Source organism: Brevundimonas sp. NPDC046655 (genome assembly GCF_044901625.1).
Lineage (GTDB): Bacteria > Pseudomonadota > Alphaproteobacteria > Caulobacterales > Caulobacteraceae > Brevundimonas.
In genome coordinates this window covers 46,070-65,630 of sequence record NZ_JBJDPV010000010.1, presented here as the reverse complement: position 1 = coordinate 65,630, position 19,561 = coordinate 46,070, and the positions used below count along the sequence as shown (strand labels likewise).

Sequence of the window (19,561 nt, the reverse complement as noted above, 5' to 3'; positions counted from 1 at the left end):
GGACGGGTTCAGGCTCTCGCCCGACAGATCCCCGCCCACCTTCTCGCCGCCGATCCAGTGCGAAAGCTCAAGCGTGTCCGTCATGGGAAAGTCCTTTCAGAAAGCAGCAGGGCGACGGGGGAGCGCCGCCCCGCCTTCGGGAGGTCAGGTAGCAGAGCTTGCGGGCGTCAGCCCATGTCTTCGAGTTCACGGCCGCGCGTCTCCTTCACCCAGGCCTGGACCAGGAAGAAGGAGATCAGGGCGCTGACCGAATAGAAGCCGTAGGTCACGACAAGACCCAGGGCCGCCGCCATCCAGGGGAAGCTGACGGCGATGGCGAAGTTGGCGATCCACTGGGCGAAGCCGGCGACCGCCAGGGCCGAGCCGCGCATCTGATTGGGGAACATCTCGCCCAGCATGACCCACATGACCGGGCCCCAGCTGAGGTTGAAGAAGACCACATAGGCGTTGGCCGCGATCAGGGCGGTCAGGCCGGTCTGATCGTCCAGATGCAGAGAGCCGTCGACCATGACGGCGCGCGAGAAGCACCAGGCCAGAACGCCCAGGGTCACGAACATGCCCACCGAGCCGATCAACAGCAGGGGCTTGCGGCCGATCTTGTCGATCACCGCCACGGCGCCCAGGCAGGCCGCGATCGACAGGACGCCGGACAGGATGTTGATCTGCAGGGCGTCGTTTTCGGAGAAGCCGACCGACTGCCACAGCACCGCGCCATAGTAAAAGACGATGTTGATGCCGACCAGTTGCTGGAAGACGGCCAGGATCAGACCGGCCCAGACGATGGGGCGCACCTTGCGGGTCGCCGGGTCCAGCAGGTCGGCGAAACGCGGCTTGTGATCCGCCGCCAGCGAGGCGCGGATTTCCTGCACCTTGCGCGCGCCGGCGCCCTGGCCGAACAGCTTGGACAGCACGGCCTCGGCCTGAATGTCCTTCTTCTTGACCACCAGGAAGCGCGGGCTCTCAGGAATGGCCAGCAGGGCCAGGAAGTAGATGCCGGCCGGCACGACCTGCAGCCAGAACATCCAGCGCCAGGCCGGATAGCCCAGCCAGAAGTCGGCCGTCGATCCGCCCGCCGTCTTGGCCAGGGCGTAGTTGGCGACGAAGGCGCCCGTCAGACCGGTGATGATCATGATCTGCTGCACCGACGACAGCCGCCCCCGGATCGAGGCCGGGGTCACTTCGGAAATATAGGCCGGCGACAGGACCGAGGCCGCGCCGACGCCCAGGCCGCCGATGAAGCGGGCGAGGATGAAGTGGGCTGAACTGTCCGCCGCCCCGGCCCAGACGGCCGAGATGATGAACATGACGGCGGCGATCTGCATCACCGTGCGGCGGCCGACGGCGTCCGCCAGTCGTCCCGCCGCGAAGGCCCCGAAGGCGCAGCCCAGCAGGATGGCGCCGACGTTGAAACCAGTGCCCAGCGCCGACAGGTTGAAGGCCGCCTCCAGCCCGTCCTGCGTGCCGTTGATGACGCCGGAATCATAGCCGAACATGAAGCCGCCGATCGTGGCCACCGCCACGATCAGGGCGATGAAGGCCATGTTAACCCGGTCATTCCCCGCGATATCCGGGCCAGAAGCCCCTGTCGGTCCCGCCATATTCGTCCCTCCCCAGGTCCGAGTGGTTGACCGCCCGTCATTGATCGCGGGCGGTGATGAAATCAGATTTGCGTCAGCGCCAGCCCGCGTCCACGAAATACTCATGCCCCGTGATGAAACGGGCGTCGTCGGAGGCCAGGAACAGGGCCAAGGCGGCCACGTCGCGCGGCTCGATGCGGCCCTTCAGACACTGGGCGGCGACGATCTCGGCCTCGCCTTCGGGCGTGTACCACTTCATCTGACGCGGGGTTTTGACATTGCCCGGCACGATGCAGGCGACCCGCACGCCGTCCGCGCCCAGCTCCCGCGCCAGGGCCCGCGTCATGCCCTCGATGCCCGCCTTGGCTGTCTCGTAGATCGACAGGTCGGGCAGGCCCAGATGCCAGCTGATCGAACCGAGGTTCAGGATCACGCCCCGGCCCTGCGCGCGCATGGCGGGCGCCGCGGACTGGGCCGAGAAATAGAGGTGGCGCAGGTTCACGGCGATCCGCTCGTCCCAGTAGGCGGGCGTGACCTCGGCCAGGGCGTGCCGGTCGTCGCTGGCGGCGTTGTTGATCAGGACGTCGATCGGCCCGTGCCGGGCGATGATCCCGGCCAGGGCCGCCTGGAGGGCCTCGATCCGGGTCAGGTCGCAGGTTTCAAAGACCGGCGCCGGGTTCAGATCCGCCAGCGACGTCTCCAGAGCCCTGGAGTCCGCCTCGGCGATGTCGAAGAAGACCACCCGCGCGCCCTGTCGAGCGAAGGCCTCGACCACCCCCGCCCCGATGCCCGAACCGCCGCCGGTGACGACGACCAGTCGCCCCTTCAGCGAGGGATAGACCGCGCCGCTCACGCTGCGCCGCCCAGCAGGCCGCGCCCGGCCAGATTGCGCATCAGACCGCCGACGCCCATCGTCCAGGGCGGCGCCTGATCGCAGGTGGCGACGATGTTTTCGAGCACGCCCAGCCTGTCCGACGAGACCCGCACCCGGTCGCCGACCTTGTGCGTAAAGCCCTTGCCCGCCTCGCCGCGATCCTCGACCGGGGCGAACATGGTGCCGAGATAGAGAGCGAAACCGTCGGGATATTGGTGGGCCCTCAGGGTCTGGGCCACCAGGTCTTCGGGGTCGCGGCTGATCAGGCGCATCGAGCTTTCGCCCATCATGACGAAGCCGTCCTCGCCCTTGACCTCCAGCCGAACCGTGGCGGCGCGCACGTCATCCATGCTGAAGCCGTCGTCGAACAGGCGGATGAAGGGCCCGACCGCCGCCGAGGCGTTGTTGTCCTTGGCCTTGCCCAGCAGCAGAGCGGAACGCCCTTCGATGTCACGCAGGTTGACGTCATTGCCCAGACTGGCCCCGACCGGGCGGCCCGCCGGATCGCAGACGATCACCACCTCGGGCTCCGGGTTGTTCCAGGCCGAGTCGGCGCGCACCCCGACCGCCGCGCCCGCGCCCACCGAGGCTAGGACCGGGGCCTTGGTGAAGATCTCGGCGTAGGGGCCGATGGCGACCTCCAGATACTGCGACCACAGGCCGTCGGCGATCAATTGCGCCTTGACCGCCTCAGCCTGAGCCGAGCCCGGCTTCAGGTCCTTCAGCTCGCCGCCGATACGGTCCAGCAGGCCCTGACGAATGGCGTTGGCGGCGGCGGCGTCGCCACGCGCCTGCTCCTCGATCACCCGCTCCAGCGCCGAAACGGCGAAGGTCACGCCCGAGGCCTTGATGCATTGCAGGTCCAGCGGCGACAGCAGGACCAGGCCCGCATCGCCCCAGGCCGTCGCCACCGTAAGATCCTCGACCGTGCCCAGATCGCGCCCCTCGGCGGCGGCGAGATCGGGTCGCGCCAGAGCCATAGCCGTGGTCGGCGCGAAGGCGGAAATGTCGATCAGCCGACCGTCCCGCACCAGCACAGGCGTCGGCCCGTCAACGGTCTCGATCCGGCCCAGCAGGACAGCCGCGCGCCAGTCGCGCGGCAGAATGGCGATCATATCCAAGGCGCGTCTCCCACACGATCTGACGTCGTGTTAGCGCTAACATTCTTCACCTGGATACCGGTGTCAACAGGGTGACGCGGTGCTTTCCCGTTCAATCAGTCGATGTTCGACGAATTGCGTGTCGAGCACTTCCTTGCCCGCCAGACGCAGGGCCGCGCGGCGGGCCATCTCGGCGACCGGCTGGCGGATGGTGGTCAGGGCGGGCCAGACGCTGGCGGCCAGATAGGTGTCGTCGAATCCGGCCACCGAGACGTCGCCGGGCGTCTGCAAACCTTCGGCATGGACGGCCGCCAGGGCGCCGGCGGCCATGTCGTCATTTCCGGCGAACAGGGCCGTCGGTCGCGGATGGGCCGCCAGCAACCGCCGCGCCGCCTCAAAGCCGGAGCGATAGGTGAAATCGCCGCGCTCAATCAGGAGCTCGACGCCCTGCGCGGCCTCGACCGCGGCCTGCGCGCCCCGGCGTCGGTCGGCGCTGGCGCTCTGGTCGGCGCGGCCCTCGATCAGACCGATGCGGCGATGGCCGAGGTCGATCAGCCGTCGCGTCATCTCGGCGGCGGCGCCGACGTCATCCACCCGCAGGGCCCCCGTCATGCCCTCGACGGGCGGCGCGGCCAGCAGCACCGCCTTCAGACCCGCCGCCCGGACAGCGCCGAGGGTCGCGGCGGATTCACCCAGCGGCGGCGGCACGATCAGGCCCTGCGCCCCGCCGGCGGCCAGACGCCGAACGGCCTCGGCCTCCTGCGCAGGATCGCCCGCCTGCGAGGGCTCGATCATCAGCAACAGTCCCGCCGCTCGCGCCCCGGCCAGGGCGCCGGAGAGGACCTCGGCCAGATAGGCGTTGCTCGGGTTGGCGTAGAGCAGACCGATGCGCCCCGCCCCGGCCCGCGCCAGAATCCGCGCCGCGGGATCGGGCACATAGCCCGCCGCGTCGATCACCGCCTGGACCCGCTCGCGCGTCGCCGCGCTGACCCGCGCCCCGCCGTTGATGACGCGCGACACCGTCATGGCCGACACCCCCGCGCGGCGGGCGATGTCGTCGATGGTGGGGTTGCGATCGTCTGCGGCCATGACGCCACTGGTCGCGGCAAGCGCCGCCGTCGTCAAGGCGCGGGCGCGATCCACAGGGCCAAGGGACGGCCCGCCAACGCGGCGGGCGGCGCCAGCGAACTGGGCCCCTCGGACGCAACCGCGTCGACCACCGCCCCGTCGGCGATCCACCGCAGCGCCTGCCCAGCGGCGACAGACCGGGCCAGTTGGATCTCGGCGCCATCGAGGCTGTAGATCAGAACCCTCCCGTCCGACGCCGAAGACGCCCAGGTCCCACCCGTCGGCGTCATCAAAGCCGCATCCGGCCTCAAGCTGGCCCGAGCCTCAACTCCGACCGTCGCCTCAACGGCGCGGCTCAGCCCCGGGAAGACATCGTCGTCATTGAGCACCACCAAATCCGCGCGGCGGTCGCGATACTCGCGATAGGCCCGGTAGCGCATGGCCGGGGTCGAGCGCCACAGGACCCGCCGAACCTCGCCCGCGTCGGCGCCGTCGGCCAGATCCTGCGGCCGGGCGATGGCGTCCACCTGTTCACGCGGCGCCTTGTCCAGCCCGCCCTGCACCGCGAACAGCGAACCGTCGGGACGATAAACCCAGTGGTGGAAGGCAACCGCATCCACCATCTGCGACCGCGCCGGATCATCCAGAACGGCGTCCATCTGATCCTTGGGGATCTCCAGCGCTACCCGCGCGTCCGCGCCGGTCTCGGCCTCCCAGGCGGCGATCTCGTCCAGCCAGAACCGCACGAAGGACAGGGGGCCGGTGTATTCAGGATCCAGCCCGATCACGACATTGGGCCGCCCCTTCAGCGTCTCCAGCGTATGACGGATATAGCGACGGTGCAGGTCGCGCCGCACCGGGTCGGACACGTCCCAGAAGACCTCGGCGGCTGGAACCTCATTCGGCATCCCCGTCGCCTGCAGGGCGTTGACGGGCCGCCAGGGGAAGTCGACGTAGTGTGAGCGGCTCTCCAGCAGCCAGTGCTGAAGATAGAGCTTGTGATAGAGCACCACGCCCTGCTGCTCGGCCAGATCGGCGAAGCGGGCGATGCGGTCGAAGAACCAGGGATTGAAGCGTTCCAGGTCGAACTTGCTGAGACCGTCCCAGGCCCGCCCCTGCCCGCTGCGCGCCCACGGCAGTTCCATGAACGGCCCCCAGACCTCGCCGTCGCGCTGGTCCGGCGAGCCGTAGAAGTCGTGGTCGACGCGGCGGCGGTCGTACCAGAGGCCGTAGTTGTGGTGCACCACGTCGCCGGTCGTCAGCCCGGCGGTGAAGGCGTCCAGATCGTCGGTCAGCCCCCGCCCCTCCAGCCCCGGCGCAAAACGGGTTATGAAGGGACCGGACGCCTCGGCCAGGGCCGGGATCATCTGGGCCTGGAAGAAGGCGAAGCCGATGCGGCGACGCCAGGCGGGCTGGCCGTCGATGACGAAACGGCCGCCCTCGACCGTCAACGGATGGCTGACGACAGGTTGCGTCGTCACGGTTCGCCAGGCCGCAACCTCGGCCTCGGTCAGATGCGGGGCGCCTACCTCAGCCGGGTAGGTTGCGGGGTCCAGCGCCGCCAGAGCGCCCGCGCCCATCCTGCGCTCCAGTTGCATCCGATAGAGGCTGGCCGGTTCCTGCGGCTGGGCGCGGTGGAAGTCGCGGCCAGGCATGACGCGCGCGTCTTCCAGCACCCCGTCGCCGGAACGCTCGCCGCGACAGCCGACGGCGACATTGGCGGCGCCCGGCGGATTGCGCACCTCGACGACTGTCGCCTCGCAGTTCCACAGGACCGAGTTGGCCGCCGACCAGCCGACGCCCTGCCCGTCTCGTCCGCGATGGGTCAGGGTCAGGCCGCCGCCGCGCACCTTGACCCCGTCGAACAGGACGCCGGTGGCCCAGCTTTCCTGCGTCCCGCTGTCGCCAAGGGCGTCGGTGGCGGTGCAGTCGAGGAAGACGTTGGGCCCCGCCGCGGCATGGCCGACCGAAAAGTCGTGAATGCCGTCCGCGCTGGCGCAGCGCTGGAACAGGGTCTGCTGACCCGCCGTGTAAAAGGTGCGCCGACGCAGGCCGCCGATCTCGGATATGGGGCGGCTGGCGGCCACGTCCTGCACCGTGACCCGGCGACTGTCCGCCCCCAGATCGATGGCCGATCCGACGAAGCCTTGGAAAGCGAGGTTCCGCAGCCAGACGTCCTCGGCCCGATCCACGGCGATCCCGGTCCAGCTGTGGTCCTCGTCGGCGGGGCGCGCCGGGTCGTGACGCGAGAGGAGGGTCAGGTTCTCCACCCCCACCTCGCGGATTCGCGACGCCGAGGGTCCGCGCCGTACCGTGGCGTCACCCGCCGCCAGGGCCATGGTCAGGGGCGCGTCCAGAAGGATGGTCCGCCCCTCCACCGCGACGACCCGCCGATCCCACACCACGTCGCGCGAGCCCGGCTTCCAGTTCAGCCGGGTTTCAGGCCGCCAGCCGACGAAGGCGTCCATGCCCAGGGCGGCGATCCATTCAGCGGTGCTGGGACGACGGATGGTCAGTGCGTCGCCAACGCCAAGGCCCTGGGCCGTTTCCAGAGTCAGGCGCACGGTCCCGACCGGCGTCTCGCCCATAACCTGAACATCTGCGCCGGCCGAAGCGCTGGACGCGCCGCCGGGCGTGCCGACGGCGATCAGAGGGCGGCGGTCCACGCCGGTCGCGACGATGACCGTCCTTCCCTCGCCTTGGCCGCGCAGGACCACCCCGCCGACATCGAGCCGGATCTGGCCCCCGACCTGAAACTCGCCCGCCGCCAGCAGCACCGCGCCCCTTCGCCCCTCGGCGTCGGGCTCAGCCTGCGCCACGCGATCCAGCGCCGCAAGGATGCGGTCGGTGTCGTCCCCCTCGCCCGGCTCGACCCGGATCAGGGCCGGCATGACCGGCGCCGCCACGCCCCCGCCGCGATAGCCCGTCTGGGAAAAATCGATGGGCGGGGTCAAGGCGACGAAGTCCGGCTGCGTCTGGGCATACGAAGCCCCCGCCAGCGACGCTGCGACGATCAGCCCCGCGATCCAGAACCGGACCATGTCTTCCTCCCCCTAGGCATCATCTGAAAAGTATTATTATATTGATTGATGAGTCCAGCGGTCGCGAAGGCGACGCGCGCCGACGCCAGAGCGGCAGGACCGGGGGAAGGAGAGTTTTCAGGGATGCTGACCCGACGCGCCTGTCTGGCCGCAGCCGCTGCGACCCCGCTTTTGGCGGCTGCGCCCGCCACGGCGGACGTCGAGGCGGCACGCGACGCCATGCGCCGCGCCACCCGCTTCATGACCGAAAAGGCTGCGGTCGCCGGCGGCTATGTCTGGTCCTACCTGTCCGACTTCTCGCGCCGGTGGGGCGAGATGGAGGCCTGGCCCGGCATGATCTGGACCCAGGCGCCCGGCACGCCCGAGATGGGCCAGATCTTCCTCGACGCCTGGCGCGCCACCGGCGAGGCCCAGTATCTCGACGCCGCCGTCGCGGCGGGCGACGCCCTGATCCTGGGCCAACATGCCAGCGGCGGCTGGAACTACGTCATCGACTTCGACGGCGAGGACTCGCTGCGCCGCTGGTACGAAACCATCGGCAGGAACGGCTGGCGGCTGGAGGAATTCCAGCACTACTACGGCAACGCCACCTTCGACGATCACGCTACGGTCGAGTGTGGCCGCTTTCTGCTGCGGCTGGCCCTGACGACCGACCTGCCGCGTGTCCGCGCCGCCGTGGACCGGACCATCGCCTTCGTTCTGGACAGCCAGTTGCTCAGCGGCGGCTGGCCGCAGCGCTGGCCGCGCGCGGGTGAGTTCAGCAACCACGGCCGCCCCGACTACACCGGCCTGATCACCCTCAACGACGAGGTGATGGACGAGAACATCGACTTCCTGCTGCTGGTCCTGCAGCAATGGAACCGCCCGGATGTGGAGCAACCGATCCGCCGCGCCATGGCCTGTTACCGTGATCTGCAGCAGACCGCGCCGACGCCCGGCTGGGCGCTGCAGTACACCCCCGACTTCAAGCCCGCCTGGGGCCGGACCTACGAGCCCGCCGCCGTCTCGCCCCACGTCACCGCCGTCGCCGTCGAGCGGATGCTGGACTTCTACCGGCTGACCGGCGACCGCAGCTTCCTGGCCCGTCTGGACGAGGCGCTGGACTGGCTGGCGCGGGTCGAGGCCCCCGCCGCCGCCCACCACGAAGGCCGCAACCATTTCCGCTACGTCGAGCCCGGGACCAACCGCTTCATCGCCGTGCATCGGCGCGGCTCCAACGCCCGGAACGGCGAGTACTACGTCGACTACGACATGACCGGTCAGCGCGGCGAGAAGCACATCGACCTGCCCCGCCTGCGCCGCCGCGTCGAGCAGGTCGCCGCCCTGACGCCGGACGAGGCCGTGCGCCAGTCTGCCCTGATGGGGCGCGGCCCCAGCCTTCTGCCCGACTACGTCATCACCCGCCCGCAAAGCGGTTCCGACCTCAATGTCACGGCCTCGCGCCCGAGAATGACACCGGTTACATTGCTGATCGAGGGGCTGAATGCGGAGGGGTATTGGCCGGTGGAATTGCGCACGACCAGCCATGCCTATCGCGGCGACGGCCCCGCCGAGCCGCCGCCCGGCTTCGTCGATCGCGGCCAGGTCGGGGACGCTTGGGACACCTCGCCCTTCACCGAGTCCAGCGGGCCGATGGGGATTTCGACCGGGGCCTATATCAACAACATGGCCCGGCTGATCGCCCATGTGCGCGAGGCGAGGCCGGCATGAGCCGAAGCCTGATCCTCCTCGGCGCTCTCGCCGCCTTCGCAACCGGCGCCGGCGCGCAGGACCGCGCCCCCGACGGCCGCGCCTATCGCGCCCCGCCCCTGACAACCGACTTGTTCATCGCCGACCCCTCGGCCCACGTCTTCGACGGGCGGGTCTATGTCTATGGCTCGCACGACACCCAAGGGCCGCCCGCCGACGACCAGCCGGGCAAGGGCTTCGTCATGAAGGACTATGTCGTCCTGTCGATGGACCGGGTCGGCGGACCGGTCACGGTTCATCCGACCGCCTTCACCCTGGCCGACGTGCCCTGGGCGGATCGCCAGCTTTGGGCGCCGGATGCGGCCTATAAAGACGGGCGCTACTACCTCTACTTCCCGGCCAAGGACCGCGACGGCGTCTTCCGCATCGGCGTGGCGACCGGCGAGCGGCCCGAAGGCCCCTTCACGCCCGAGCCGCTGCCCATCGCCGGCGCCTACAGCATCGACCCGAGCGTCTTCGTGGACGAAGACGGCGCGGCCTATCTCTATGTCGGCGGCATCCATGGCGGACAGCTTCAGCGCTGGGCCAGCGGCCGCTACGACCCGGCGGCGGGCGACACCGACCTGAATCAGCCCGATACGGCGTCGCTGATGCCCAAGGTGGCGCGTCTCAGCGACGACATGCTGACCCTGGCCGAGCCGCTCCGTGACGCAGTGATCCTGGACGAGCAAGGCCAGCCCCTGAAGGGCGGCGATCTGGGCCGGCGCTTCTTCGAGGCCGCCTGGCTGCATCGCCACAACGGCCTCTACTACCTCAGCTATTCGACCGGCGACACGCACTTCATCGCCTATGCGACGGCGACCACGCCCTATGGCCCCTTTACCTATCGAGGGCGGGTCCTGCTGCCGGTTCAGGGTTGGACCACGCACCATTCCATCGTCGAGGTCGAGGGCCAGTGGCGGCTCTTCTATCACGACACCCAGTTGTCGAACCGCACCCACCTGCGCAGCGCCAAGGTGGTCGATCTGCATCACGAGGCCGACGGTTCGATCCGCACCATCGACCCCTTCATTCCCGCGCCTTGACCCCGGTTCAGTTCGCGTCACGCATAGAAGAAAAGAGGAAACGCCCATGAGCCCCATCAATCGTCGCGCCGCCCTGAGCGGCCTGCTCGGCGGCGTCGCCGCCTCGGCCCTGCCGGTCGGCGCCGTCTTCGCCCAGACCAACGAAGAGGCGGCGCCGCTGGGCCGTGAATGGGCCGGGATGAAGTGGCGCAAGGGCATCGAAGGCCAGCGCATGGCCGACCTGGGCGACGGCACCTTCCTGAACCCCATCATGTCGGGCGACCACCCGGACCCGTCGATCGTCAAGGACGGCGACGACTACTACATGACCTTCTCGTCGTTCGAGTCGGTGCCGGGCATCCACATCTGGCACTCACGCGACCTGGTGAACTGGCGCCCGATCACGGCGGCCCTGACCACCAATATCGGCTCGGTCTGGGCGCCCGAGCTGATCAAGCACGAGGGCCGCTTCTACTGCTACATCCCGGCCCGCTTCCCCAACTACCGCTCCAACTACGTCATCTGGGCGGACAAGATCGAAGGGCCGTGGAGCGAGCCGATCGATCTGAAGATCCCCGGCAACATCGACCCCGGCCATATCGTCGGCGAGGACGGTAAGCGCTACCTGTTCCTGAACGGCGGCGATCGGGTGCGGCTCACCGACGACGGCCTGGCCACCGACGGTCCGCTGGAACAGGTCTATGACGCCTGGCGCTATCCCGAGGACTGGATCGTCGAGGGCCACGCCCAGGAAGGGCCCAAGCTGCTGAAGCATGGCGACTACTTCTACATGATCACCGCCATCGGCGGCACGGCGGGTCCGCCCACCGGCCACATGGTCATCGCCGCCCGCTCCAAGTCGATCCATGGCCCGTGGGAGGAATGCCCGCACAACCCCATCGTGCGCACCCGCAGCGGCGCCGAAAAATGGTGGTCGCGCGGTCACGCCACCCTGGTCGAGGGCCCCACCGACGGCGACTGGTGGATGGTCTATCACGGCTATGAAAACGCCTACTGGAGCCTGGGCCGCCAGACCCTGATGGACCCGATCGAGTGGACCGACGACGGCTGGTTCCGCGCCAAGGGCGGCGATCTGTCCAAGCCCATCCCCATGCCGCGCGGCGGTCAGGCCGTGCCGCACGGCATGGCTCTGTCGGACGACTTCACCACCGACAAGTTCGGCGTCCAGTGGAGCTTCTACGACCCGCAGCCGAACGAGAAGGACCGCCTGCGCCGCGACAACGGCGTCCTGCACATGAAGGCCAAGGGCAAGGCGCCGGTCGACTGTTCCCCGCTGACCTTCGTCCAGGGCGAGCAGGCCTATCAGATCGAATGCGAGATCGAGATTGATCCCGGCGCGGTGGCCGGGCTGATCCTGTTCTACGACCGCGCCCTCTATGCCGGGCTGGGATTCGATGCGACGCGCTATGTGACCCACCAGTACGGCATCGAGCGGGGGCGGCCCGCCAATCCGCACGGCCGTCGCATGTTCATGCGCCTGACCAACGCCTATCAGAACGTCTATTTCGACACCTCGGCCGACGGGGTGAACTGGAAGCGCTTCGACCGGGGCATGGAGGTGTCCGGCTACAACCAGAACGTCCGCGGCGGCTTCATGATGCTGCGCCCCGGCATCTACGCCGCCGGCGAGGGCGAGGCGCGGTTCAAGAACTTCAAGTTCCGCGCCCTGTGATGGGCCTGTAAGCCACAAGGGGGCGGAGCCGAAACGCTCCGCCCTTTCTCAACTGGGCGCGCTGTCCTTGCGCGTCAGGGTCGCCAGATCCCAGTCGGCCTCGACGAAGGGGCGATGCGTCTGAGCCATGACCGGATAGCCGCCGACTTCGCGCTCGTCGTCGATGATGCGGCCGGTTCCGCTGCGCACCTCTTGCAGAATCCGTCGATCCACGGCGTCGCGCGCCCAGGGCCGCGCGCCCGCCTCGGCCATGACCCAGGCTTCAACCTGATCCGAAGGCCGCGCCCGGAACCCGGCGGGCCAGTGCGGCGAGGCGCCCAGCCGTCTGATCTTCGGCTCGCGGTCAGAGATGATCCCAATCTCCTGCATCGCCCGCCCGTCGGCATGGCGCGCCGGATTGTCCAGCGCATAGAGATCCAGATCCCCCTGCCCCTCCACGATCAGGAAGGGCAGATCCGCGCGCGTCGATGGTCCGCCGCGCACGACATTTCCGACGATGGACAACTGGCCGACCTGCCACGGATGCGCGCCCCATTCCGAGGCGTTCAGCGCATAGTGCATGCAGCGGTTGCCGGGGTTGTAGATCAGGTTGTTGGTGCTGACCGCGTGGACACCGCCCTGGAACAGCTGGTTCCGCTCATGGTCGTGGGCGTATAGGTTGCCGACGATCAGCACCTGGGTCGCATTGTCGTGGATCAGGGTGCCCTTGGAATGCTCGCCCTTGGCGTGGCTGGCGTTCGACAGGCCCTCGGCCACGATATTGCGGCTGAAGGTGATGCGGCGCGAGGTGTGCTGACGCCACTGCTCCGCCGTGTCGCCGCCGTCAAAGCGAGGCCCGGACGCCGACAGGTTCTCATCGGTCGCCCAGCTGAACGAGCACTGGTCCACGATCACGTCGTGCGCGCTCGAGTTGGTCAGGCCGTCCACCTCCCAGCCGCTTTTCGCCGCCGCCCCGTCCGCACCGGGCCGGATTCGGATATGGCGCACGATAACGTCATGGGTACGCAGGCTGATCCCGCCCCGGATCAGGGTGATCCCCGGCTCGGGCGCGGTCTGGCCGGCGATGGTCAGGAAGGGATTGGTCACCCGGATGTCGCGGCGGTTCAGGTCGATGACCCCGCCGACCTCGAACACCACGATGCGCGGCCCCTCGGCCTCCAGCGCTGCGCGAAGCGAGCCCGGCCCCTCTCCGGCCAGGGTGGTGACGCGAAGGATCCGTCCGCCGCGTCCGCCCGGCGTCGAGGCGGCCCAGCCCATGGCGCCCGGAAAGGCGGAACCCTGGACGTCCGCAAAGACTGGCAATGGCATTGCCCCGACCGCAACGGCGGTCAGCATCAGGCGACGACGATCGATCATGTCAGGGCCTCCAGCGGCGGCAGGGGTCTGGCGAAGGGCTGGTCCTCGGCGACGACGATGCGGCCCTCGGCGTCGAAGTCCACGCGGATCAGGCCGGGCTTCTCGCGAAAATGGCTCTGCTCGTCATTGCCGAAGAAGGTGGACCACCAGCGCCCCTCACGGTCCTTGAAGACATTGCCGCCCCCGGCGCAGGGCGCGGCCTCGTGCTTCATCCGATAGGGGCCGTGCAGGTTTTCCGACACCGCGAAGACGAAGGAATAGCGCCCCTCCACATTGCCGACCGCGCCCAGGTAATAGAGCCCGTCCTTCTTGAAGAGGGTCGCACCTTCGTAGCCCAGGGTGTTCTCGCCCTTCAGGCAGCGGGCGCGGTCGCGCGCGGCCAGGCACTGGGTGTCAGCGAAGGTCGTGCGCTTCCACTCGTCGGCATAGCCGGACAGGTCGTCCTTCAGCCGCACGATCTCGTCGCCCGGGCCATAGGTCAGATAGACGGCCCCGTCGTCGTCCTGAAACAAGCTCGCGTCGATGCCCCGGCGCAGATGGGCCTCGGGCGAGAAGGCGTATTCATACGGCCCCTCCGGCTTGCCGGTCGTGCTGCGCAGGATGCCGAGGCCCGCCCGGCTGACGCTGAAGCAGAGGAAGTAGTTGCCGGCGACATAGTGGACCTCCGGCGCCCAGATGGCGCGGAACGGCACGCCGCGCCGCATCCGCCAGTCCCTGGCCCAGCCGCCTTCACGGTCGAGGCTCCAGACCAGGCCCAGATAGGTCCAGTCGACCAGATCGGTCGAGCGCCACAGCTCGATCCCGTCGTTGAAGGCCCAGATGTTGTCGCCCGTCGAGCCGGTCATGTAGTAGGCGCCGTCGCCGCCGATGCAGATCTGGGTGTCGCGCAGATGCAGCTCCATCAGCGGATGGATCGGCGGCAGCAGCCCCTTTTCCACCGCCGTGCCGGTCGCCGCCTCGCCCCAGGGCAGGGTCGGATAGGCCATCGGCAGCGCGCCGCGATAACGCACCCCCGCCAGGCCCGACATCCAGCCGCCGCGCGCATCGGCGAGGGTCGCTGTCGCCCCCGCTCCGCTGACGCCCTCATAGGGATAAGGGTTGCGCTCAGGCGTCGGGATCAGCCGCCCCGAATCGTCCGCCGACTGAGCAAGCGCGCGCGGCGCCATCAGCCCCGTCGCCGCCACGCCCATAAACGCGAACAATGTTCTGCGATTCTCCACAAACACGGCCCCTCCCCCTTGCGCTTGCGATTCACACATGATCATCAATGACATGACACCGGTATCAGAAATCGCTTGGCGGTCTAAAAATATTATAATACTTTTTTGAAGAAGCCGGGCGCTCACCCGGCGGCTGGATGATCGACGGAGCCCGCCAAGAGGCTCTGCGATCGAGGAGGAGGGAACCCATGACGAACAACTCAACGCTACAGTTGCGCGCGGCCGCGTCGCCTATCGCGCTCTGTCTGGCCGCCATGCTGGCGGCCGCTCCCGCTGTCGCACAGGAACAGTCGAACGATCAGACCACCACCGTGGACGAGGTCGTGGTCACCGGCCTTCGCGCCTCGCTGGCCAGCGCCCTGAACGAGAAACGACGCTCCAACACCATCGTCGACGTCATCAACGCCGAGGACATCGCCGATTTCCCCGACGCCAACCTGGCGGAATCCCTGCAGCGCATTCCCGGCGTGTCGATCGACCGTGAGAACGGCGAGGGCAACAGCATCTCGGTGCGTGGTCTGGGCGGCGACTTCACCCGCGTGCGCCTGAACGGCCTTGAAACCCTGTCGACCTCGGGCGCCAGCAACGCCGACGGCGCCCTGCGCCGCGACCGCGGCTTCGCCTTCAACACCTTCGCCTCCGAGTTGTTCAACTCGCTGAAGGTGCAGAAATCCGCCGACGCCATGACGGACGAGGGCTCGCTGGGCGCGACCGTCGATCTGATCTCGGGCCGTCCCTTCAACTTCAGCGACCGTCGCCTGGCGATGACGCTGCAGGACGCCTACTACGAGAACGGCGAGACCCATAATCCGCGCGTCGCCCTCCTCGCCTCCGACCGCTGGAGCAGCAAGATCGGCGATTTCGGCCTGCTGGCCTCGGCCGCCTACAACAAGCGCGACCAGTCGATCGACAGCTATACGCGCGGCGTCGGCTCCAGCGACTATCTGTACCGCGGCGCGACCTTCAACAACGTGGGCACGGGTTCGGCCGGCGACCATCAGGGCTTCGCCCTGCCGACCGGCACCAATCCGGCGACGGCCCTGCCGCGCGTGACCAACCCCGAGGCCCTGTCCTACCTGATCGGCTCGAACCCGGCGGCCTACGCCCTTCTGAACGGCGGCAACACCAGGGGCTCGCTGGTCCGCATCCCGGCCCTGTCCACCCTGAACCACCGCGAGGTCGAGCAGGAGCGCCTGGGGATCACCCTGTCGGGTCAATGGCGGCCGACGGACCGGACCACCATCAGCTTCGACAATCTCTATTCGGAGATGACCCAGGTCTCGACCAACTACCAGATCGGCGCGGTCGGCCTGAACCGGAACAACACCAACGGCAACCGCACCCTGACGTCGCTGAGCTATCAGACCCTGCCGACGACCAGCGCGACCAACAACAGCTACCGCAACCGCCGCGGCATCTACGCCACCTGCACCAGCCAGGAAGCCAATGAGTTCCGCGACGCCATCGACTGCGGCCAGAGCCTGTACGGCAACACGCCGGTCTTCACCACGGCGCCGGGGGCCAACGTCAACAACCTGCTGGCGGGAACGGGCAGCTTCAATCCGAACAACCTCGAGGTCTACGACTACTACAACCAGCCCGGTTCGGTCGGCTATATGCCCCACGCCAACTACATGGCCATGCGCGGCGCCTTCATCGGCCGCCCGTCGGTTCGCGTGCTGGACGCCGCCCTCAGCGAGAACGGCGACAACGCCGCCTATCTGAAGCTGGCCAATGTCGACATGCGCTCCGCCGTCGACCAGGGCGGATACACCACCGAGTTCCGTCAGAATTCGATCAACCTGGAACACGAGTTCACCGACCGCTTCCGCATGTCGGCGCTGATCGGCGACTCCAAGTCCACCAATGAGAACACGGGCCTGCTGGCCGACTTCATCCGCCTGGACTCTGGCCAGGGCGTCGCCGGCAACGACTACTTCATCTACGACGAGCGCGGCGGCGGCGACATGCCGTTCATGGACTTCGGCTTCGACGTTGCCGATCCGACCAAGTGGGACTTCGTCAAGGGCTACTCGGCCCTGCGTCACTACAAGACGGTCACCGAGAACGGCTATCGCACCGCCAAGGTCGACTTCGCCTGGGACTACAATGACGACTTCACCTTCCGCTTCGGCGGCGGCGTGCGCGAGTTCGACTTCTTCTACACCCGCTATGAGCGCCTGATCGGCGACACCATGAACCCCAGCCTGCTGGAGGGGGTTCGCTCGGGTCTGGCGCCGGCCACCACCGTCGGCCAGATGGGCAAGGTCGTCAGCTGGGGTCAGGGCCTGAACGTGCCCGACGGCATGCCCTCGCAGTTCTTCGTGCCGAACCTGGAGGCCTTCCAGAACCGCTTCGGCTTCGACTGCAACTGCATCAACGAATGGGGCGATTGGCGCCTGTCCGACCTGCGCAACGGCGGCGTCAACACCTTCTGGGTCGACGAGAAATCCAGCGGCCTCTATGGCCAGGTCGACTTCCGCTTCCCGGTCTTCATGGGCGATCTGCGCGGCAACACCGGCCTGCGTTACGCCAAGACCGAGGTGGATGCGCGCGGCCGCTCGCCCAGCGGACGCCCGGTCGAGAACGCCAACGAGTATGAAGACTGGCTGCCCTCGCTGAACCTGGCCTGGGAGCCGAACGACAAGTTGATCCTGCGCTTCGCCGCCGCCAAGGTCATGGCCCGTCCGCAGATGACCGCCCTGCACCCCGGCGTCACCGCTTTCAACGTGCCGGTCGGCATCGGCACGGCGCCCGCCGAGTTCGACGGCAGCAACGCCGCCATCACCCTGGGCAACACTCAGTTGAAGCCCTTCCGCGCCACCAACCTCGACTTCAACGTCGAATGGTACTTCGCCCGCGACGCCATCCTGTCCTTCGCCTATTTCTGGAAGGAGATCGAGAGCTTCCCGCAGGTGGTCCTGCGCGAGGCCAGGCTGAGCGAGTTGTTCGATGAAGCGGCGATCGCCAATCTGCGCGCCACCTGGGACGGCCTGATCGACGAAGGCTCGGCCAGCCGCCGCGCCTATCTGGACGAGGACCGCCCCTTCCAGATCCGCCAGTACAACGACGCGCCGGGCGGCACCCTGGACGGCTTCGAGATCGCCTATCAGCAGAACTTCACCTTCCTGCCGGGACTGCTGGAATACACGGGCGTCCAGCTGAACTACACCAAGATCAACTCCGAGATGGAGTACATCCTGGACCCGGCGCGCGGCCTGACCGGCACTGCGCCCTTCCTCGGCGCCTCGCCGGAATCCTTCAACGCCACGATCTTCTACGAGGACCCGAAGTTCAGCGCCCGTGTCTCGACGGCCTATCGCGCCGCCTATCAGACCACCTATCCCCTGGCTTCGGGCGGGTGCGATCCGGGCAACTGCGACTCGCCGCTGATCAACGACTTCATCGGCAGCGACGAGACCCTGAACGTCGACGCCTCGGCCACCTACAAGCTGACCGACAACGTGACCATCACGGTGGAGGCGCTGAACCTGACCAATCAGACGGACAGCCGCTGGGCCTATCAGAACGATCCCGTCGTTCAGAACTACGCCAGCACCGGTCGCCAGTACTTCATCGGCGCCCGGTTCACCTTCTGATTTCCGATCGACAGAGCCTCCTCCCGGAAGAGCTGTCGCACTTGAAGCGCCGTGGAGACACGGCGCTTCCTTTTACCTGCCGCCCAGGCCCCGACCCGACCAAGGAGTTGTCGCCATGATGTCTCGTCCCTGGCTCGGCGCCGTCGCGGCATCGGCCCTGACCTCGGTCCTCGCCCCGGCCGCCCTCGCGGCGGAGGCCCCCGTGCCGTGGAACGCCGCCGTCCTGACCCAGGCGGCGGACTGGTACGCAACCCCGGCCGCCCGGCGTATCGCCGACAATGTCCTGACCCATCAGTCACCCGAAGGCGGCTGGCCCAAGAACACGCCGCTAAACCTGCCCGCGCGTCCCGACGCCGATCCGGGCCTGACCAACACCTTCGACAACCAGGCCACCACCCTGCCTCTGGCCTTTCTGGCCCGAATGACGACGGCCACGGGCGACGCCGCCTACGCCGCCGCCTTCCAGCGAGGGCTCGACTACGTCCTGGCCGCCCAGTACCCGAACGGCGGCTGGCCTCAGTATTATCCGCTGCGGGGCGGCTATCACGACCACATCACCTTCAATGACGACGCCATGGTGCGGGTCCTGACCATGCTGCGCGATGTCGCGGAGGGTCGCGAAACCTACGGCTTCGTCGATCCTGCCCAGCGTGCACGCGCCAGCGCCGCCGTGTCGCGCGGCGTCGATGTCATCCTGAAGACCCAGGTGCGCCAGGACGGCCGCCTGACCGTCTGGTGCGCCCAACATGACGCCGTCACCCTGGCCCCCGCCTGGGCGCGCAGGTTCGAGCCGCCCTCGCTGTCCGGGAGCGAGAGCGTCGGCATCGTCCGTTTCCTGATGAGCCTTGAGCATCCCTCGCCCGAGGTTCGCGCCGCCATCGAAGGCGCCCGCGCCTGGTTCGAGCGCTCGGCGATCCGCGACACCCGACTGGAGAGCTACGTCAACGCCGAGGGGCAGCCGGACCGACGACTGGTTCCCGTTCCCGGCGCCGATCCCCTATGGGCGCGCTTCTATGATCTGCAGACCAATGCGCCCATCTACATGGGCCGGGACTCGGTCGCCCACGCCGACCTCGGCGACATCGAGCGCGAACGACGCATGGGCTACACCTACGTCGGCGCCTGGCCCGCCGCCCTTCTGCGCGACCGCACGCCCTGACGAAACCGCGAAAGGCCGGCCGCCGGGCTGACAGTGGTGCGAGCGGCGGGGGTCGAACCCGCAAGACCGAAGTCGGCGGATTTTAAGTCCGCTGCGTCTACCAGTTTCGCCACGCTCGCAA

General features: G+C 68.2%; 12 protein-coding genes and 1 tRNA gene. 5 read left to right on the top strand and 8 right to left on the bottom strand.

What is annotated here, in order from left to right; genetic code table 11:
- Positions 1-167: 167 nt before the first annotated feature.
- The 5 genes from ACI2KI_RS17375 to ACI2KI_RS17355 form a co-directional block, all read right to left on the bottom strand.
- Positions 168-1,598, bottom strand: coding sequence for a sugar porter family MFS transporter (locus ACI2KI_RS17375; protein WP_404622051.1), 1,431 nt, complete (start codon positions 1,596-1,598; stop codon positions 168-170).
- 73 nt (positions 1,599-1,671) lie between these two features.
- Positions 1,672-2,430 carry an SDR family NAD(P)-dependent oxidoreductase gene (locus ACI2KI_RS17370; protein WP_404622049.1) on the bottom strand — a complete coding sequence of 253 codons (759 nt, stop codon included), beginning with the start codon at positions 2,428-2,430 and terminating at the stop codon, positions 1,672-1,674.
- Positions 2,427-3,572 (bottom strand): fumarylacetoacetate hydrolase family protein, encoded by a 1,146-nt coding sequence (locus tag ACI2KI_RS17365; RefSeq protein ID WP_404622047.1) that lies wholly within the window; start codon positions 3,570-3,572, stop codon positions 2,427-2,429. Before ACI2KI_RS17365 ends, ACI2KI_RS17370 begins: the two co-directional genes overlap by 4 nt.
- A gap of 63 nt (positions 3,573-3,635) precedes the next feature.
- The gene (locus ACI2KI_RS17360; protein ID WP_404622045.1) at positions 3,636-4,640 is read right to left on the bottom strand and encodes a LacI family DNA-binding transcriptional regulator; all 1,005 of its coding nucleotides are present in this window, start codon (positions 4,638-4,640) and stop codon (positions 3,636-3,638) included.
- A 32-nt stretch (positions 4,641-4,672) separates the two neighbouring features.
- A complete protein-coding gene (locus ACI2KI_RS17355; protein WP_404622043.1) occupies positions 4,673-7,660 on the bottom strand; it encodes a DUF6298 domain-containing protein in 2,988 nt (995 codons plus the stop codon).
- A 123-nt stretch (positions 7,661-7,783) separates the two neighbouring features.
- On the opposite strand from ACI2KI_RS17355, the gene ACI2KI_RS17350 reads away from it, so the two are divergent.
- Genes ACI2KI_RS17350 through ACI2KI_RS17340 form a run of 3 tightly spaced genes read left to right on the top strand, consistent with a single transcriptional unit; the run spans position 7,784 to position 12,106 of the window.
- Positions 7,784-9,370 (top strand): pectate lyase, encoded by a 1,587-nt coding sequence (locus ACI2KI_RS17350; protein WP_404622041.1) that lies wholly within the window; start codon positions 7,784-7,786, stop codon positions 9,368-9,370.
- Positions 9,367-10,434, top strand: a complete 1,068-nt coding sequence (locus tag ACI2KI_RS17345) for a glycoside hydrolase family 43 protein (protein ID WP_404622039.1) — start codon at positions 9,367-9,369, stop codon at positions 10,432-10,434. Before ACI2KI_RS17350 ends, ACI2KI_RS17345 begins: the two co-directional genes overlap by 4 nt.
- A 46-nt stretch (positions 10,435-10,480) precedes the next feature.
- Positions 10,481-12,106, top strand: coding sequence for a family 43 glycosylhydrolase (locus ACI2KI_RS17340; protein ID WP_404622037.1), 1,626 nt, complete (start codon positions 10,481-10,483; stop codon positions 12,104-12,106).
- Positions 12,107-12,154: 48 nt separating this feature from the next.
- Here ACI2KI_RS17340 and ACI2KI_RS17335 read toward each other — a convergent pair whose 3' ends face one another.
- Both ACI2KI_RS17335 and ACI2KI_RS17330 read right to left on the bottom strand, forming a co-directional pair.
- The gene (locus ACI2KI_RS17335; protein ID WP_404622035.1) at positions 12,155-13,462 is read right to left on the bottom strand and encodes a polysaccharide lyase family 1 protein; all 1,308 of its coding nucleotides are present in this window, start codon (positions 13,460-13,462) and stop codon (positions 12,155-12,157) included.
- On the bottom strand, positions 13,459-14,664 hold the full coding sequence (locus ACI2KI_RS17330) for a family 43 glycosylhydrolase (protein ID WP_404622033.1): 1,206 nt from the start codon (positions 14,662-14,664) through the stop codon (positions 13,459-13,461). Before ACI2KI_RS17330 ends, ACI2KI_RS17335 begins: the two co-directional genes overlap by 4 nt.
- Before the next feature lie 206 nt (positions 14,665-14,870).
- Between ACI2KI_RS17330 and ACI2KI_RS17325 the strand changes: the two genes are divergently transcribed.
- A complete protein-coding gene (locus ACI2KI_RS17325; RefSeq protein WP_404622031.1) occupies positions 14,871-18,281 on the top strand; it encodes a TonB-dependent receptor domain-containing protein in 3,411 nt (1,136 codons plus the stop codon).
- 115 nt (positions 18,282-18,396) lie between these two features.
- A complete protein-coding gene (gene pelA / locus ACI2KI_RS17320) occupies positions 18,397-19,440 on the top strand; it encodes a pectate lyase (RefSeq protein ID WP_404622029.1) in 1,044 nt (347 codons plus the stop codon).
- A gap of 34 nt (positions 19,441-19,474) precedes the next feature.
- Here the strand turns inward: pelA and ACI2KI_RS17315 are convergent.
- A tRNA-Leu gene (locus ACI2KI_RS17315) sits at positions 19,475-19,559 on the bottom strand.
- Positions 19,560-19,561 lie beyond the last annotated feature (2 nt).

What these genes read in the sequence shown, in the direction of transcription:
- ACI2KI_RS17335 (WP_404622035.1), bottom strand. Translation starts at nt 13,462, where the DNA reads ATGATCGATCGTCGTCGCCTGATGCTGACCGCCGTTGCGGTCGGGGCA.
- ACI2KI_RS17350 (WP_404622041.1), top strand. Translation starts at nt 7,784, where the DNA reads ATGCTGACCCGACGCGCCTGTCTGGCCGCAGCCGCTGCGACCCCGCTT.
- ACI2KI_RS17360 (WP_404622045.1), bottom strand. Translation starts at nt 4,640, where the DNA reads ATGGCCGCAGACGATCGCAACCCCACCATCGACGACATCGCCCGCCGC.
- ACI2KI_RS17375 (WP_404622051.1), bottom strand. Translation starts at nt 1,598, where the DNA reads ATGGCGGGACCGACAGGGGCTTCTGGCCCGGATATCGCGGGGAATGAC.
- ACI2KI_RS17325 (WP_404622031.1), top strand. Translation starts at nt 14,871, where the DNA reads ATGACGAACAACTCAACGCTACAGTTGCGCGCGGCCGCGTCGCCTATC.
- ACI2KI_RS17340 (WP_404622037.1), top strand. Translation starts at nt 10,481, where the DNA reads ATGAGCCCCATCAATCGTCGCGCCGCCCTGAGCGGCCTGCTCGGCGGC.
- ACI2KI_RS17355 (WP_404622043.1), bottom strand. Translation starts at nt 7,660, where the DNA reads ATGGTCCGGTTCTGGATCGCGGGGCTGATCGTCGCAGCGTCGCTGGCG.
- ACI2KI_RS17345 (WP_404622039.1), top strand. Translation starts at nt 9,367, where the DNA reads ATGAGCCGAAGCCTGATCCTCCTCGGCGCTCTCGCCGCCTTCGCAACC.
- pelA (WP_404622029.1), top strand. Translation starts at nt 18,397, where the DNA reads ATGATGTCTCGTCCCTGGCTCGGCGCCGTCGCGGCATCGGCCCTGACC.